This window comes from Streptomyces sp. NPDC048255 (assembly GCF_040652415.1).
Classification (GTDB): Bacteria; Actinomycetota; Actinomycetes; order Streptomycetales; family Streptomycetaceae; genus Streptomyces.
Genome location: NZ_JBEZMA010000001.1, coordinates 376,899 through 391,680, shown reverse-complemented (window position 1 = coordinate 391,680; position 14,782 = coordinate 376,899). Strand labels below are relative to the sequence as shown.

Here is a 14,782-nt window from a genome sequence, read left to right as displayed (position 1 = left end):
GGATCATCGAGGGGAAAGGGAGGTGCCCATGACGGAGCCGCGCCCTCGATCCGACCCCCCGCCCGTCGACGGGACCGGGCCACAGGAGGCGATCGTCCTACGGGACGTGCTCCGCAGCCCCGGCTACCTCAAACTGCTCGCCTTCTGCGGCCTGATCGGCATCCCGGTGTCCCTCGCCGCCTTCTGGTTCCTCGTCCTGCTGCACGAGCTGGAACACGTCCTGTGGGCGGACCTCCCCCAGGCGCTGGGCTGGGACGCCCCGCCGTGGTGGTGGCCGCTCCCCCTGCTGCTCATCGCCGGAACCGTGGTCGGCCTGGTCGTCGCCCACCTGCCCGGCGCCGGCGGCCACGTCCCCGCCGCCGGACTGCACGCGGGCGGCACCCCTCCCGCGTTCCTGCCCGGGATCGTCATCGCGGCGCTGGCCAGCCTGCCGCTCGGCGCCGTCCTGGGCCCGGAGGCCCCGCTGATCGCCCTGGGCGGCGGCCTGGCCGTGCTGCTGCGCAACCTCTCGCAGGCGCCGACGACCCCGCAGGGCACCGCGCTCCTGGGCGCGGCCGGAGCCGCGGCCGCGATCGCCGCCATCTTCGGCAATCCGCTGATCGCCGCGGTGCTGCTGATCGAGGTGGCGGGCGTGGGCGGGCCGCAGCTGTTCGCCGTCATGGTGCCCTCCCTGCTGTCGAGCGGCATCGGGTCCCTGGTGTTCACCGGGCTCGGCCGCTGGACCGGGCTGTCGACCGGGGACCTGTCGCTGGGCTCGGCCCTCCCGGAGCCCCACCTGGACGTGGGGGACGTGCTCTGGGCGCTGGCCATCGCCGTGGTCCTCGCGCTCGTCCTGCACCCCGTGCTGACCTGGGCCCGGGCGGTCGCCGTGTACATCACGGGACGGCCCCTGGTACGGACCGTCCTGTGCGCCCTGGGCGCCGCGGCCTGCGCCGCCCTCTACGCGCTGATCACCGGCCGCTCCCCCGTCGAGGTCGCCTCCTCCGGCCAGGACGCCGTCGCCGGGCTGGCCACCGACCCGCACTCCTGGGGCATCGGGGCGCTGCTCGCCGTCCTGCTGTTCAAGGGCGTCGCGTACACGCTCTGCCTCGGCAGCCTGCGCGGCGGCCCCATCTTCCCCGTGCTCTTCCTCGGGGCCGCTGCGGGTGTGCTCCTGTCGCCCCTGCCGGGCCTGGGTGTCGTACCGGGGTTCGCGGCGGGCATGGCCGCCGCGCTGGCGGCCGTGATGCGGCTGCCGGTGAGCAGCGTGGTCCTGGTGACCCTCGTCCTCGGCACCTCGGCCATGATGCCCGTCGTGATCCTGGCGGCCGTGGTGTCCTTCGTCGTCAGCGAGCTGCTGCCGTCCCACGGGCACGCGGAGAAGGCGGAGAAGACAGTGGCCGGGGCCCCGTAACCCGGCACGGTTCATACGACTTTCTGACGTACATATCCGCTGCCGCACCTGCGGAAATACCGACGGCGCACTTGAAAAATTTCATGGCGCGCCGGGCTGCGGGCTGGGAAAGTTTCCCCGTCGGCGGCTTCCCCCCGTGCTACTGTGATCTCAGTTGCAGTTGTGGTTCCCAAAAAACTTACAAGTGCTCTCACCAGGTTTTTCGGTGAGCGCACTTTTTATTTGCCGGTGCATTTCCGGCCGGGGCGACAATCTCAGCGACTCCGGATTCGCACGGTGCGATTCCGGGCAATGCCCCGAAGGAGAATTCATATGGCATCTGGCACCGTGAAGTGGTTCAACGCGGAAAAGGGCTTCGGCTTCATCGAGCAGGAGGGTGGCGGCGCGGACGTGTTCGCCCACTACTCGAACATCGCCTCTTCCGGCTTCCGTGAGCTTCAGGAAGGCCAGAAGGTCACCTTCGACGTCACGCAGGGCCAGAAGGGCCCGCAGGCCGAGAACATCGTTCCCGCCTGACGCCGACGCGTACTCCGCGGCCGGGGCCCGCATCCTCTTGGGTGCGGGCCCCGGCCCGTCGCGTTCCGGGCCGCCGTCCGCCCGCCGCGCTTGCTAGAGTCCCGCCCATGTCGATTCCTGACGACCTGCTCCTCGACATCGCCTCCATGGTCGAGTCGGAGCAGACCAATCAGATGTCCCTGACCGTCGTGGTGCACGGCGCCGTCGTCACCGGCCGGCTGGCCCCCGAGAGCGTGTGGCGCCAGCGCGTGGCCGAGGTGCTCCAGGACTCCGACCAACTGGGTCCGTTCGCCGGCATCTTCAGGGAACCCGAACAGGACGGCGGCACCCGGCCCGAGGCCGGACCACCCTCCCACCTGCACTTCCACGTGGCCCGCATCCTCCAGGGCACCCTGGGGATCCCGGAGACCGGCGGGATGTACCGGATCGCCGTCAAGGACGTCAGCGCCTGGACGGTCGGGGACTTCAGCTACTCCGACAAGTAGCCCGGCCCGCAGGGCAGTCGGCGCGGCGCCGCACAATGGCGTTTATGCGGATCTCGATGCTGGGTGCCCTGGCCATACGGAGCGAGGACGGGGACGACGTCGCCGTCGGGGGCGCGCGCCTGCGGGCCCTGCTCTGCTGGCGCTGGAGCCGGGGCGGGTGGTGTCCGCCGAGCTGCTGATCGACGGCATCTGGGAGCAGGACCCGCCCGCGGCGGCCGCCAACGCGCTGCAAGCCCTGGCGTCACGGCTGCGCCGGGCCCTGCACGGAGTGGACGTCGAATCGCATCCGGCGGGCTACCGGCTCGCGGTCCGGCCCGAGGACGTGGACGTGGTCCGCTTCGAGCAGCTGGCCTCGGCGGGGCGCGGCGCCCTGGCCGGGGACCCCGCGACGGCCGCGCGGATCCTGCGGGAAGCGCTCGCGCTGTGGCGCGGGCCGGCCCTGCTGGACGTGGCGGGCTCCGACTTCTTCCGGGCGCCGGTGACCCGGCTGACGGAACTGCGGATGGCGGCCCTGGAAGACCGCATCGAGGCCGATCTGCGCGTGGGGCACGGCCGGGAGCTGACCGGCGAGCTCAGCTCCCTCGTCGCCGAACACCCCTTGCGGGAAAAGCTGGTCGGGGCGCTGATGCGCGCCCTCGTCGCGGCCGGGCGGCCCGCCGAGGCGCTCACGGTGTACGGGCGGGCCCGCGAGGCGCTCGCCGAGGAGCTCGGGACCGACCCTTCGGCGGAGCTGTCCGCACTGCACACCGCGGTGCTGCGCGGGGAGCTGGCCGAGGCGCACCCCGTGCCCGCGGCAGCGACGCCGACTGTGCCACCCGCCCGGGCGGCCCACGAGGAGCCCTCGGCCGCCACCGCCGGGCCGGGGCCGGACGCTGCGCCGCTCACCAACCTGAGGTCGGGGCTGGCCAGTTTCGTCGGCCGGGAGGCCGACCTCGCCCGGGTGGACACGCTGATCGGCCGGTTCCGGCTCACCACCCTCACCGGGCCGGGCGGCGCGGGGAAGACCCGGCTGGCCGTCCAGGCGGCCCGTCCGCTGCTCGGCCGGTTCCCCGACGGGGTGTGGCTGGTGGAGCTGGCACCGCTGAGCGAGGGGTCCGGCGTACCGCAGGCCGTACTGGCCGCCCTGGGGCTACGGGAGCACGCAGGGGCGGGCGACCCGGCGGCCCGGCTCGCCGCGGCCCTGCGGGCCCGGAGCGTCCTGCTGGTGCTGGACAACTGCGAGCACCTGATCGAGGAGGTCGCGAAGCGCACTGCCCGCCGGATCCCCGACGGACGCTCGCCCGGGTCACGCTCGGCGGCTGACCGGCCGGCGCGGCTGGAGTGGCAGGCGCACCGGAGGGGCCGCGAGCGGCACACTCCTCGGAGGCTGTGGCGCGCGGAGGTCCAGATGTGCTCGTGCCCCGGTCCACGGACAGTTGGATTCCGCTCGGGTCCCACCGGCGAAGTCGGGGGGTGCGACCGGTGCCCGCGCCGCCCTCACCGCAGCCGCCGGACGGCTGGTCGGGCGATGTTTCACGTGAAACACCCGGTCCGGGGCGCCGGTTGGCCCGGCACGGCTCGCGCGCGCGGGAGCCCGGCGGGCCCCACCGGACGGTTCAACCTAGTCGATCGCCTCAGGACCCGGCGGCCCGCTTGCTCCTACTGTCTTGGCCATGGACAACAACACTGTGACCGCCACCGCGACCGCCACGCAGAAGCTGCGGATCGCCGTCATCGTCGGCTCCAACCGCGAGGGCCGCTTCGGACCCACCGTCAGCGACTGGTTCGTTCCGCTCGCGGAGCAGCACGGTGACTTCGAGGTCGATGTCATCGACCTCGCCGGGCTGGAACTGCCCGTCGTGCAGCCGGGCTGGCGCACCGCCCGGACCCCCGCGCTGAACGAGCTGGCCGCACGGGTGGGCGCCGCCGACGGATTCGTCGTCATCACCCCCGAGTACAACCACAGCTTCCCCGGGCACCTGAAGCTCTTCATCGACCTGCACCGCGACGAGTGGAAGGCCAAGGCCGTCGCTTTCGTGTCCTACGGCGGCGTCGGCGGCGGGCTGCGCTCGGTCGAGCACCTGCGTCAGGTCTTCGGCGAGCTGCACTGCGCCCCGATCCGCGACGGGGTCAGCTTCCACGGCGCCTGGGAGCACTTCGGCGAGGGCGGCCCGGCGCACGACGCGCAGGGCGCGGCCGGTGCCGCCAAGACCATGCTCGACCAGCTCGCCTGGTGGTCCCAGACCCTGCGCGACGGCCGCACCTCCCGTCCGTACAGCGTCTAGACCTCGTCGGGCCCTCGCGACAGGACGTACGTACATGACCACGATGCAGGATCCCGCCCCGCCGGGTGCCCCGGCGCGGCCCGGCGCCTCGGCCGTCGCGATCACCATGGTGGTGATCGTGGGCTCGTTCATGACCATCCTCGACACCACCATCCTCGGTGTCGCGCTGGACGGCCTCTCCCAGCACTTCCACTCCCCGCTCGCCACCATCCAGTGGACGGCCACGGGCTACATGCTGGCCCTCGCCGCCGTCATCCCGCTCACCGCCTGGGCGGCGGGCAGGTTCGGGAGCAAGCAGCTGTACATCGTCTCCGTCGGCCTGTTCACGGCCGGTTCGGCCCTGGCGGGCTGTGCCTGGAGCACCGAGACGCTGATCTTCTTCCGTGTGCTGCAGGGGCTCGGCGGTGGCATGGTCGTCCCGCTGGGGATGGCCATAGTGATCAATGCCGCCGCGCCGGAGCACAAGGGCCGGATGATGGGGCTGCTGGGCATCCCCGTCCTGGTCGGGCCGCTCGTCGGCCCGGTCCTCGGCGGCTGGCTGGTCGACGCGGCGTCCTGGCGCTGGATCTTCCTCATCAACGTGCCGATCGGCGTGCTGACGGTGGTGCTGGCCGTGCTGATCTTCCCGCGGGACACCGTGCGGGCGTCCCACCGGCTCGACGCGATCGGCCTGCTGACGCTGTCTCCGGGACTGGCCGCGCTGATCTACGGTCTCGCCACGGGCGGCGAGTCCGGTGACTTCGTCTCGGCCAAGGTGCTGGTCCCCACGCTCGGGGGCGCGGCGCTGGTGGTGGCCTTCGTCGTACGGGCCCTCACCGCCTCCGCCCCGCTGCTGGACCTGCGTCTCCTGCGGGTACGGGCCTTCGCGGCGGGGATCGGCACCATGGCGCTGTTCGCCGGGGCGTACTTCGGGGCCCTGATGCTGGTGCCGATGTACTACCAGCTCGTACGGGGTGAGAGCGCGACCATGTCCGGGCTGCTGGGCGTGCCACAGGTGCTCGCCACCGGGATCACCCTGCAGATCGCGAGCCGTCTGACGGACCGGATCCCGGCGGGGCGGATCGTGCCGATCGGCGTCACCCTGGCGGTGCTCGGCTACGGGACGTTCACGGCCCAGCTCGGGCCGGACACCCCGTACTGGCGGCTGATCGTCTCGCTGACCGTGGCCGGGGCGGGGGTCGGGATGACGATGATGCCGACCGTCACCGGCGCGACCCGTGGCTTCGCACCACCCCAGGTGCCGGCCGCCAGCACGCTGATCAACATCAACTCTCAGGTGGCGGGGTCGATCGGTACCGCGCTGCTCTCGGTGCTGCTGACCACGGCCGCGGCGGAGCACGGCGGACTGGCCGCTGCCCAGGGGCTGAGCGCGGCCGCCCGGGCCGAACTGGCCCCCTCGCTGGCCGATGCCTTCCAGCACACCTATGTGTGGGTGGTCGCCCTGATGGCCGCCTCCATGATCCCGGCCCTGTGCCAGCCGCGGAAGAAGTACGAGTGACCCGTGCGGGGGGCCCGGCTCCCGGGCTCCCCGCACCTCCTCCTAGGGCGTCTCTTTCGGATCTTGTCGCCCGGCAAGATCCGAAAGAGACGCCCTAGCGCTGAAGGCCTTCGAGGAAGGCCCGCTGGTCGGCGAGGAGACCCGGCGGGAAGACGGCGCGCGGGGCGAACACGGCCGTCAGGGTCAGCCGCCAGGAGGAACGCTCGACGCGGGTGCGGAGCAGGGCGTGCGTCGCTGCCGGATAGCGGCGGACGGTGAGCGTCCCCGGCGCGAGCAGGTCCCGGTAGACGGCCTCGGTCTCCGCCCCGTCCACGTTCAGGTCGTCGGCGCCCGAGATCAGCAGCACCGGGACGGCCCCCACGGCCCGCATCGCCCGCAGGTCCCCGGTCGCGTCCGCGGTGTGGTTCCGGCTGATGAACGACCAGCGCTCCGCGGTGAGTTCCGGGTCGGCGCCAGGACTCGCGCGGTACTCCTCGTACGACGCCCCGCGCCGCAGCAGCGCCAGGGTGGACTCCCGGGTGCGCAAGGCGGCCGCCGTGCGGTCGGCGTCGGCCCCGGCCGCGCGGAGTCCGGCGCGCAGGTGGTACTCCCCCTGGCGCTCCCAGTTCACGGCGGTGCCGACCGCGATGACGAAGCGGATGCCCGGCGCGGGGGCCCGCGCCACCACCTTGGGCAGCACCCATCCGGCCTGGCTGGCACCCCACAGGCCGATCCGGCCGGCGTCGATCCCGGGCCGGGTACGGGCCCAGGCGATGGCGTCGGTGGTCTCGCGGGCCCGGTCGTCCATGGACTGGGCGAGCCAGTCGGCGGGCTTGTCGAGGGAGAGCGAGGCGTACCCGGCGCGGGCGAAGGCCTCCCAGTAGGGCCGGTAGAACCCGTCGTGGGTGGCGTCGGTCTCGCCGTCACCATGCACGAGGACCACGAGCGGGAAGGGGCCGGGCCCCTTTCCGGCGGGGGTGGCCAGTACGCCGGGCAGGGCGCGGCCGGCGGCCGGGACGGTGACCCGCTCCTCGTGCAGCTCGTAGGTGTGCTGCCACAGGACGACGCCGGCGAGGGCGGTGGCCAGGAGCACGACGGTGGTGAGGGCGAGGAGGAGGGCGGTGCGCAGGGTGCGGCGGGCCTTGCGGCGGGGCTCGGTCATCAGGGGCTCTCATTTCGCTCGTTTAAAGAACGATCGTAACGGCAATGAACGTATTAAGCTTGTGCGTATGACGACGGAGAGCGTGGAACTGCGACGCGGAGTGCCCGAAGGGGCCGGGGCGCGCGTCGCCGAGCTGTACTGGGAGGCCTTCGGGGGCAAGCTGGGCGCCGCGCTCGGCCCCGCGGAGGCCGGGCGCCGGTTCATCGCCGGGCACCTGCACGCCGACCGGGCCGTGACCGCGCTGTCCGGCGGCCCGGACGGCGCGGTCGTGGGCGTGGCTGGCTACCAGCTCGCCGGGCGCGGGCTGGTCGGCGGGGACGCGGCCGCGGTCAGGGCGGCGTACGGGCAGGTCAGGGGTCTGTACCGGGTGTTCTTGCTGGCGCTGCTGGAGCGCACACCGGCCCGGGGCGAACTGGTCATGGACGGCGTCGCCGTGGACCCCGCCGAGCGGGGCCGGGGCATCGGCGGGCTGCTGCTGCGGGAGATCGAGGCCATCGCCGTGGAGCAGGGGTGCCGGCGGATCCGGCTGGACGTGGTCGCGGAGAACCCGCGGGCGCGGGCCCTGTACGAACGGCACGGGTTCCGGGCGGTCCGGGTGCGACGGACGCCGTGGCTGCGGGACGTGTTGGGATTCGGGGCCGTGACGACGATGCACAAGGCGGTACGGCGATGAGCGGGACGGGTCCGGCGGACGGGGCGCGACCGGCGGCAGGGGCGGGACCGGCGGACGCGGCGGCCCCGCCCGCCGCCGCGGTCCCCACGCGGATGGTCGTGCACGCGCTGGTCCGGGAGGACGGGACGGTGGACGGGGCCGAGCTGTACGAGGTCGCGGGGCTCCTCGGCATGACCGCCCAGCAGGTGCGGCTGTGCGTGAAACGGCTGGTGGCAGAAGGACGGTTCGGGCTGGAGGGGCGCGGGCGGCGCTCCGTACTGCGGCTGACGGCTGCGGGCGCGGGCTCCGGGAGCGGGGCCGGGGCGGGACCGGAGCCGGCGGCGCTCGTACCCGAGGTGGAGTTCGTACGGCACGCGTACAGGCAGGACCGGGGCCTGGAGCCGTGGGACGGGGTCTGGCACGCCTTCGCCTTCGCCGTCCCGGAATCCGCGCGGGCGGCGCGCGACGCCCTGCGGGACGCCCTGACCGGTCTCGGGGCGGCCCCGGTGCAGGGCGGGCTGTACGTCACGCCGAACGCGATCGGCCCGTACGTACGGGCCCGCGCGGCAGAGCTGGGGGTGGCGCAGGCGCTGAGCTGCCTGAGCACCCGGGACCTGGCGGTGGGCGGGACCGCCGACCCGGTGGCCTTGGCGGCCAGACTGTGGCCGCTGGCCGAGATCGCGGACCGCTACGAGGCCCTGCGCACCCTCGCGGAACCCTGGTCGGGCCCGTCGGCGCCGGACGGCTCCGGGGCCGCGGCGGGCTCGCCGGGCGGCTCCGCGGCGGCCACAGCGGCCACACCGCCCGCGCCGGCCGCGGGCGGCGCGGTCGTGCTCGCCCAGGCGGTCGCGCTGGCGGCCGCGCTGTCCGCCGCGATGGTTCCGGATCCGCTGCTGCCGCCGGAACTGCTGCCGCAGCCGTGGCCGGGGACGGTGGCCCGGGAGACCGCCGCGCGGGCCTGGGACCGGCTCCGGGCCGCTGCCCCCGCCGGGGGCCCGCGGCTCTTCCGCCTGTACGGGGACGCGCTCCCCGGGCCCGGACCTGGAGGTTTGTAGGGGTACCGGGTGATAGGGGCGGGTATATCCCCTGGGACAGCGCGACGACGACTCCGGCACCGCCGGGGCCCCACCGTCGGAGGAGCGCAGGCCATGCACCGTACAGAGCTCACAGACGTCGCAACCCACGAGGCCAGGACCCTGTCCGTGTCCCTGTTCCGCAGACTGGCCGAGCTGGAGGAGGGCAGCGCCGAGTACTCGTACGTACGCAACACCCTCGTCGAGCTGAACCTCAGCCTGGTGAAGTACGCCGCCCGCCGGTTCCGCGGCCGGAGCGAGCCGATGGAGGACATCGTCCAGGTCGGCACGGTCGGCCTGATCAAGGCCATCAACCGGTTCGACCCGGATCGCGGCGTGGAGTTCACCTCCTTCGCGATGCCGACGATCAGCGGCGAGATCAAGCGGTTCTTCCGGGACACCAGCTGGGCCGTCAAGGTCCCGCGACGGCTCCAGGAGCTTCGGATCGACGCGGCCAAGGCGCACGACGTCCTGGAACAGGACCTCGGCCGCGCGCCCACGGACGAGGAGCTCGCGGAGCACCTGCACGTCACCCCCGCCGAGCTGGCGGAGGGCCGCAAGGCGGCGCACGCGTACTCCGCGCGCTCCCTGGACGCTCCGGTGCAGGAGGACGGGGGCGACCGGGACGCCTACGTGGGGCAGCCCTCGCTCGGCGAGGAGGAGGCGGCGTACGACCGGATCGAGTGCCTGGAGTCGCTGAAGCCGATGCTGGCCGGGCTGCCCGACCGTGAGCGCACCCTGCTCGCGCTGCGCTTCGGGCAGGAGCTCACGCAGTCCGAGATCGGCGACCGGCTGGGCCTGTCCCAGATGCACGTGTCGCGGCTGCTGACCCGGACCCTGACACGGCTGCGCACCGGGCTGCTGACCGACGAGGAGCCGGCCGGCGAGCCGCCGGACGAACCCGCCCCCGACGCGACGCCTACGGCTATGGCAGCGGCTACGGCTACGGCTACGGCTGCGGACCCCGCGTCCGCGCCCCGTCCGGCCGCCGGCTCCGCGCCGGAACCTCCAGCCAGACCGTCTTGCCGGGCCTCCCGCTCCCTGACGGCACCGACCCCCAGTTCCGCGCGAGCCGTTCCAGCACGATCAGCCCGTGCCCTCCCGGCAACGCACGGTCACCGGGCGGGCGGCGGCGCGGAGACTCGGGGCTGTCGTCGCTGACCTCGACGCGCAGGCGCTCGGGCGTGTGCCGCAGGACCAGCTCGCGCGGGCCGCCGGCGTGCAGGCAGGCATTGGTCACCACCTCGGAGACCAGGAGGAGCACGTCCTCCACGGCCTCGGGCCGCGCCTGCCACTGCCAGTCGGCCAGCGCCTGCCGGGTGAAGTCCCGGCACCGGCTCACGACCCCGGCCGTGGCACCGCCCAGGACCAGCCGCCGCGTCTGCTCGGTCACAGGGCCTCCTGTCTCCGCGCCGCGCTTACCCCCGTCAAAGGAAGCCAATCCTAGGGGGTGGCTCGCCGATCAGGCCGGAACAGCCCGGGCGCTCCCGGGTCCACATCCTGGACAACTACGCTCGTTTCATGAACGCAGCAGCCTTCGACCTCGCCGCCGTGAAAGACGCCGACCGGAAGCATGTCTTCCACTCCTGGTCGGCGCAGGAGCTGATCGACCCGCTCGCCGTCGCAGGGGCCGAGGGCTCGTACTTCTGGGACTACCAGGGCCACCGCTACCTCGACTTCTCCAGCGCCCTCGTCTACACGAACATCGGCTACCAGCACCCGAAGGTCACCGCGGCCATCCAGGAGCAGGCGGCCAAGCTGTGCACCGTCGCGCCCGGCTTCGCCGTCGACGTCCGCTCCGAGGCGGCCCGGCTGATCGCCGAGCGCACCCCGGGTGACCTCGACAAGATCTTCTTCACCAACGCGGGCGCCGAGGCCGTGGAGAACGCCGTCCGCATGGCCCGGCTGCACACCGGCCGCCCGAAGGTGCTGTCCGCGTACCGCTCGTACCACGGGGCCACCTCCACCGCGATCAACCTGACCGGTGACGCCCGCCGCTTCGGCAACGACAGCGCGACCGCCGGTGTCGTGCACTTCTGGGGGCCCTTCGCCTACCGCTCGCCCTTCTACTCGGCCGACGAGGCCGAGGAGTGCGAGCGGGCCCTGCGCCACCTCGAGGACACCATCGTCTTCGAGGGCCCGCAGTCCATCGCCGCCGTCATCCTGGAGACCGTCGGCGGCGCGCCGGGCGTCCTGGTCCACCCGGACGGCTACCTGGCCGGCGTGCGCGCGCTGTGCGACCGCTACGGCATCGTCTTCATCCTCGACGAGATCATGGTCGGCTTCGGGCGCACCGGTAAGTGGTTCGCCTCCGAGCACTGGGACGTCGTCCCCGACCTGATCTGCTTCGCCAAGGGCGTGACCAGCGGCTACGTGCCGCTCGGCGGGGTGGCCATCTCGGCCGCCATCGCCCAGACCTTCGCCCGTCGGCCCTACCCGGGCGGGCTGACGTACTCGGGGCACGTACTGGCCTGCGCGGCCGCCGTCGCCACCATCAACGTCATGGAGGATGAGGGCATCGTCGAGCAGTCCGCCCGCACGGGCGCGGAGCTCCTCGGCCCCGGCCTGCGCGCGCTCGCCGAGCGGCACCCCTCCGTCGGGGAGGTCCGGGGCCTGGGCACCTTCTGGGCCCTGGAGCTCGTACGGGACCCCCGGACGCGGGAGCCGCTGGTGCCGTACAACGCCTCCGGGGCGGACAACGCGCCGATGGTGGAGTTCGGGGCCGCCTGCAAGAAGGGCGGGCTGTGGCCGCTGATCGCCGGCAACCGCATCCACGTCGCACCGGCCTGCAACATCTCGCCGCAGGACGTCGCCAAGGGCCTGGAGATCCTCGACGGGGCCCTCTCGGTCGCGGACGCGCACATGCTCTGACCTGGGGATCTGTGGGGTCGCCCAATCCGCCGGTGCGGGTATTCGGAGGATCCGTGCGGTGGTCAACCCCCCGCATACATGCTGCAATCCGTGCAGGCCCGGATGCATGCACCGCAGGCCGAGCACCAAGCACCTACGGACCGGGATGCACGTCAGTCCCGGGGCGGCCCTTCGGGGCCGAACGGCGGGGAGCGGACCGACCGCTGGACGCCGGGCGTACGGGATCCAGACAACCGGACTCCGTGTTCCCGAGTACCCGAAGGAAGACAGCATGAGCAAGCACGTCCTGGCGCAGAACCAGTACGGCAAGGCCGAGAACCGAATCGTCAAGGTCACCCGCAAGGGCAACGACGGTTCCTGGCACGAGATCCGCGACCTCAACGTCTCCGTCGCGCTCCGCGGCGAGTTCCGCGACGTCCACCTGAGCGGCGACAACGGCAACTGCCTGCCGACCGACACCACCAAGAACACGGTGTACGCCTTCGGCAAGGAACACGGCATCGAGTCCCCCGAGGCCTTCGGCATCCTGCTCGCCAAGCACTTCGTCTCCTCCCAGCAGCCGATCCGCGAGGCGCAGATCCGCATCGAGGAGTACGTGTGGGACCGCATCCCGGTCCCGACGCGCAAGGAGCAGCACTCCTTCGTCCGCAAGGGCCAGGAGGTGCGCACCGCGCAGATCACCTACAGCGAGACCACCGGGCTCCAGGTCATCTCGGGCCTGAAGGACCTGACGGTGATGAACTCGACCAACTCCGAGTTCCACGGCTACATCAAGGACAAGTACACGACCCTCCAGGAGGCGTACGACCGCATCCTGGCGACCAAGGTGACCGCGCGCTGGGCCCATTCGGCACTGGCGGCCGACGACGCCGCGTACGACTGGGACGGGTCGTACCGGAAGGTCCGCAAGCACATGCTGGAAGCCTTCGCGGAGACGTACTCGTACTCGCTCCAGCAGACCCTGAACCAGATGGCCGAGCGGGTGCTCGACAACTGCCCCAAGGTCAACGAGGTGCGCCTCAACCTCCCCAACAAGCACCACTTCCTCGTCGACCTGGAGCCCTTCGGCCTCAAGAACGACAACGAGGTGTACTTCGCGGCGGACCGGATGTACGGCCTGATCGAGGGCACCATCCACCGCGACGGCGTGCAGCCGGTGATCGCCACCTCCGACTGGATCGTGGCCTGAGCCTCCGCGCGCGCTCCGTCGCCCGCCTCCTCGTCTAACCCTCCGCGGGGACCTCGTTCCCCAGCCGGAGGTTCCACCGCCCCGCCCGCCCGCTGAGTTCAGTGAGCGTGCGGGGTCGTGCGTCCAGCCGCCAGAACGTCTGCGGCGGCAGTTCCAGCGCGTGCACCACGGCCGCCCGGACGAAGGCCTGCTCGGCGGTGACCCGGTGGGTGCCGGGCTCCAGACCGTCCAGCCAGCTCCCGGCACGGGCGACGAGCGCCTCGACGGACTCCCCGCCGGGCGGGGCGTACGCGGGATCCGTCAGCCAGCGGTGCACCGCGGCCGGATCCTCGGCGGCCACCTCGTCCAGGGTCCGCCCCGCCCACTGCCCGGTGTCCAGGGCGTAGGGCCCGCCGGCCCCGAAGCGGTGGCGCCGCATGGCGGCGTCGAACTCCGGGGTGACGAGGTGAATTCGTACCGAAGAGGGCTTCATAAAGGGAGCGTAAGCTCGGTACGGTCGCGGGTGACACAACTGAATGACGACGGTACGGCGGAAGCACCGGTGAGAATCCGGCACGGTCGCGCCACTGTGAACCCTCCCGGAAGGGGGAGGCAAGTCAGACCCGCCACCGTCGTCGCGAGCACCACTGACCGGGACGCGTGTTCCCTCTGGAGGTACCTGTCATGGCCCACTCCGCCGTGCCCACGACGCCTGTCGCCGTCGCACCCCTCTCGCTCTCCGCGCTTGCTCCCTGGGCGGTCTTCGTCTCCGTCCTCACCCTCGTCCTGCTGTACTTCGTCGGCGTGGAGCAGGGCGCCACCGCGCTCTTCGAGGGCGAGACCGTCCACGAATGGCTGCACGACGGCCGCCACCTGCTCGGCTTCCCCTGCCACTGATCCCCCACTCGTGCAAGGGAACCGCAGCATGACTTCCTCCGCTCCGAGCACCACCTCCCCACGTACCGTCTCCCCCCGCACCCTGCTCGTGCGGGGCATGCTGGCCGGGCTGCTGGCCGGCCTGGTCGCCTTCCTCGTCGCGTACCTCCTCGGAGAGTCCAAGGTGGACGCGGCGATCGCCATCGAGGAGGCCGCGGCCGGCCACGACCACGGCCACGGCGAGGAGGCCCCGGTCAGCCGGGCCCTCCAGGCCACCGCCGGCCTCGGCACCGGCGTCCTGCTCTACGGGGTCGCGCTCGGCGGCATCGGCGCGCTCGTCTACTGCTACGCCCTGGGCCGCATCGGCCGCTTCGGCCCGCGGGCCACGGCCGCGCTGGTCACCGGGGGCCTGTTCGTCGCCGTGACCCTGGTGCCGTTCCTCAAGTACCCGGCCAACCCGCCGGCCGTCGGAGACCCCGAGACGGCCGCCCGGCGGACCACCCTCTACCTCCTGATGATCGCCCTGAGCGCACTGCTGGCCGCGGGCGCCCTCATCCTGGGACGGCGCCTCGCGCCGCGCCTGGGCAACTGGAACGCGAGCACCGTCGCCGGCGTGGGCTTCGTGGCCGCGGTCGGCATCTCCTACGCCCTGCTCCCCGGGGTCAACGAGGTCCCGGCGGGCTTCCCGGCCGCGCTGATCTGGGACTTCCGCCTCGCCTCCCTGGCCATCCAGACCGCACTGTGGGCGACTTTCGGCCTGGCCTTCGGTTATCTAGCCGAACGCGCCCTTGTGCCCGCCTCCGCACCCAAGGAGGCTGTGCAGCCCACAAGTTGACGATGAAGGG

16 protein-coding genes, 1 pseudogene and 1 riboswitch are annotated in these 14,782 nt (G+C 72.7%); of the genes and pseudogenes, 14 read left to right on the top strand and 3 right to left on the bottom strand.

The window, feature by feature from the left end:
• Positions 1-28: 28 nt before the first annotated feature.
• From AB0D94_RS01855 to AB0D94_RS01825, 7 genes are all read left to right on the top strand, one after another.
• Entirely contained in the window at positions 29-1,393 is a 1,365-nt protein-coding gene (locus AB0D94_RS01855; protein ID WP_362044219.1) for a chloride channel protein, read from the top strand.
• 312 nt (positions 1,394-1,705) lie between these two features.
• A complete protein-coding gene (locus AB0D94_RS01850; RefSeq protein WP_030011983.1) occupies positions 1,706-1,909 on the top strand; it encodes a cold-shock protein in 204 nt (67 codons plus the stop codon).
• A gap of 107 nt (positions 1,910-2,016) precedes the next feature.
• Entirely contained in the window at positions 2,017-2,394 is a 378-nt protein-coding gene (locus tag AB0D94_RS01845) for a hypothetical protein (RefSeq protein ID WP_362044216.1), read from the top strand.
• Between the two features lie 44 nt (positions 2,395-2,438).
• Entirely contained in the window at positions 2,439-2,573 is a 135-nt protein-coding gene (locus AB0D94_RS01840; RefSeq protein ID WP_362044214.1) for a hypothetical protein, read from the top strand.
• On the top strand, positions 2,555-4,186 hold the full coding sequence (locus AB0D94_RS01835; protein ID WP_362044212.1) for a BTAD domain-containing putative transcriptional regulator: 1,632 nt from the start codon (positions 2,555-2,557) through the stop codon (positions 4,184-4,186). Before AB0D94_RS01840 ends, AB0D94_RS01835 begins: the two co-directional genes overlap by 19 nt.
• Complete coding sequence (locus tag AB0D94_RS01830; protein ID WP_362044445.1) at positions 4,092-4,658, top strand: NAD(P)H-dependent oxidoreductase; 567 nt, start codon at positions 4,092-4,094, stop codon at positions 4,656-4,658. The genes AB0D94_RS01835 and AB0D94_RS01830 overlap by 95 nt, the downstream gene beginning before the upstream one ends.
• Positions 4,659-4,692: 34 nt before the next feature.
• Positions 4,693-6,156 (top strand): DHA2 family efflux MFS transporter permease subunit, encoded by a 1,464-nt coding sequence (locus AB0D94_RS01825; RefSeq protein ID WP_362044210.1) that lies wholly within the window; start codon positions 4,693-4,695, stop codon positions 6,154-6,156.
• Positions 6,157-6,250: 94 nt separating this feature from the next.
• Here the strand turns inward: AB0D94_RS01825 and AB0D94_RS01820 are convergent, their stop codons facing one another.
• Positions 6,251-7,297 carry an alpha/beta hydrolase gene (locus tag AB0D94_RS01820; protein WP_362044208.1) on the bottom strand — a complete coding sequence of 349 codons (1,047 nt, stop codon included), beginning with the start codon at positions 7,295-7,297 and terminating at the stop codon, positions 6,251-6,253.
• A 67-nt stretch (positions 7,298-7,364) separates the two neighbouring features.
• Here AB0D94_RS01820 and AB0D94_RS01815 point away from each other — a divergent pair, with 67 nt between their 5' ends.
• The 3 genes and pseudogenes from AB0D94_RS01815 to AB0D94_RS01805 all read left to right on the top strand — a co-directional run.
• Positions 7,365-7,970 carry a GNAT family N-acetyltransferase gene (locus tag AB0D94_RS01815; protein WP_362044206.1) on the top strand — a complete coding sequence of 202 codons (606 nt, stop codon included), beginning with the start codon at positions 7,365-7,367 and terminating at the stop codon, positions 7,968-7,970.
• A gap of 92 nt (positions 7,971-8,062) precedes the next feature.
• Complete coding sequence (locus tag AB0D94_RS01810; RefSeq protein WP_362044443.1) at positions 8,063-9,004, top strand: PaaX family transcriptional regulator C-terminal domain-containing protein; 942 nt, start codon at positions 8,063-8,065, stop codon at positions 9,002-9,004.
• 129 nt (positions 9,005-9,133) lie between these two features.
• Positions 9,134-9,892 (top strand): annotated as a pseudogene (locus tag AB0D94_RS01805) (SigB/SigF/SigG family RNA polymerase sigma factor); the annotation flags it as partial.
• Positions 9,893-9,971: 79 nt separating this feature from the next.
• On the opposite strand, the gene AB0D94_RS01800 reads toward AB0D94_RS01805, so the two are convergent.
• Positions 9,972-10,364 carry an ATP-binding protein gene (locus AB0D94_RS01800; protein ID WP_362044441.1) on the bottom strand — a complete coding sequence of 131 codons (393 nt, stop codon included), beginning with the start codon at positions 10,362-10,364 and terminating at the stop codon, positions 9,972-9,974.
• A 179-nt stretch (positions 10,365-10,543) separates the two neighbouring features.
• On the opposite strand from AB0D94_RS01800, the gene AB0D94_RS01795 reads away from it, so the two are divergent.
• Together AB0D94_RS01795 and pucL are read left to right on the top strand one after the other, a co-directional pair.
• Complete coding sequence (locus AB0D94_RS01795; RefSeq protein WP_362044204.1) at positions 10,544-11,893, top strand: aspartate aminotransferase family protein; 1,350 nt, start codon at positions 10,544-10,546, stop codon at positions 11,891-11,893.
• 271 nt (positions 11,894-12,164) lie between these two features.
• The gene (gene pucL / locus AB0D94_RS01790; RefSeq protein ID WP_362044202.1) at positions 12,165-13,082 is read left to right on the top strand and encodes a factor-independent urate hydroxylase; all 918 of its coding nucleotides are present in this window, start codon (positions 12,165-12,167) and stop codon (positions 13,080-13,082) included.
• A 34-nt stretch (positions 13,083-13,116) separates the two neighbouring features.
• On the opposite strand, the gene AB0D94_RS01785 is transcribed toward pucL, so the two are convergent.
• Entirely contained in the window at positions 13,117-13,554 is a 438-nt protein-coding gene (locus tag AB0D94_RS01785; protein ID WP_362044200.1) for a histidine phosphatase family protein, read from the bottom strand.
• Positions 13,555-13,565: 11 nt separating this feature from the next.
• Positions 13,566-13,707, top strand: a riboswitch (cobalamin riboswitch).
• A gap of 38 nt (positions 13,708-13,745) precedes the next feature.
• Here AB0D94_RS01785 and AB0D94_RS01780 point away from each other — a divergent pair.
• Both AB0D94_RS01780 and AB0D94_RS01775 read left to right on the top strand, forming a co-directional pair.
• On the top strand, positions 13,746-13,958 hold the full coding sequence (locus AB0D94_RS01780; protein ID WP_362044197.1) for a CbtB-domain containing protein: 213 nt from the start codon (positions 13,746-13,748) through the stop codon (positions 13,956-13,958).
• A 28-nt stretch (positions 13,959-13,986) separates the two neighbouring features.
• Entirely contained in the window at positions 13,987-14,772 is a 786-nt protein-coding gene (locus AB0D94_RS01775; RefSeq protein WP_362044195.1) for a CbtA family protein, read from the top strand.
• The last annotated feature ends 10 nt before the right edge of the window (positions 14,773-14,782 follow it).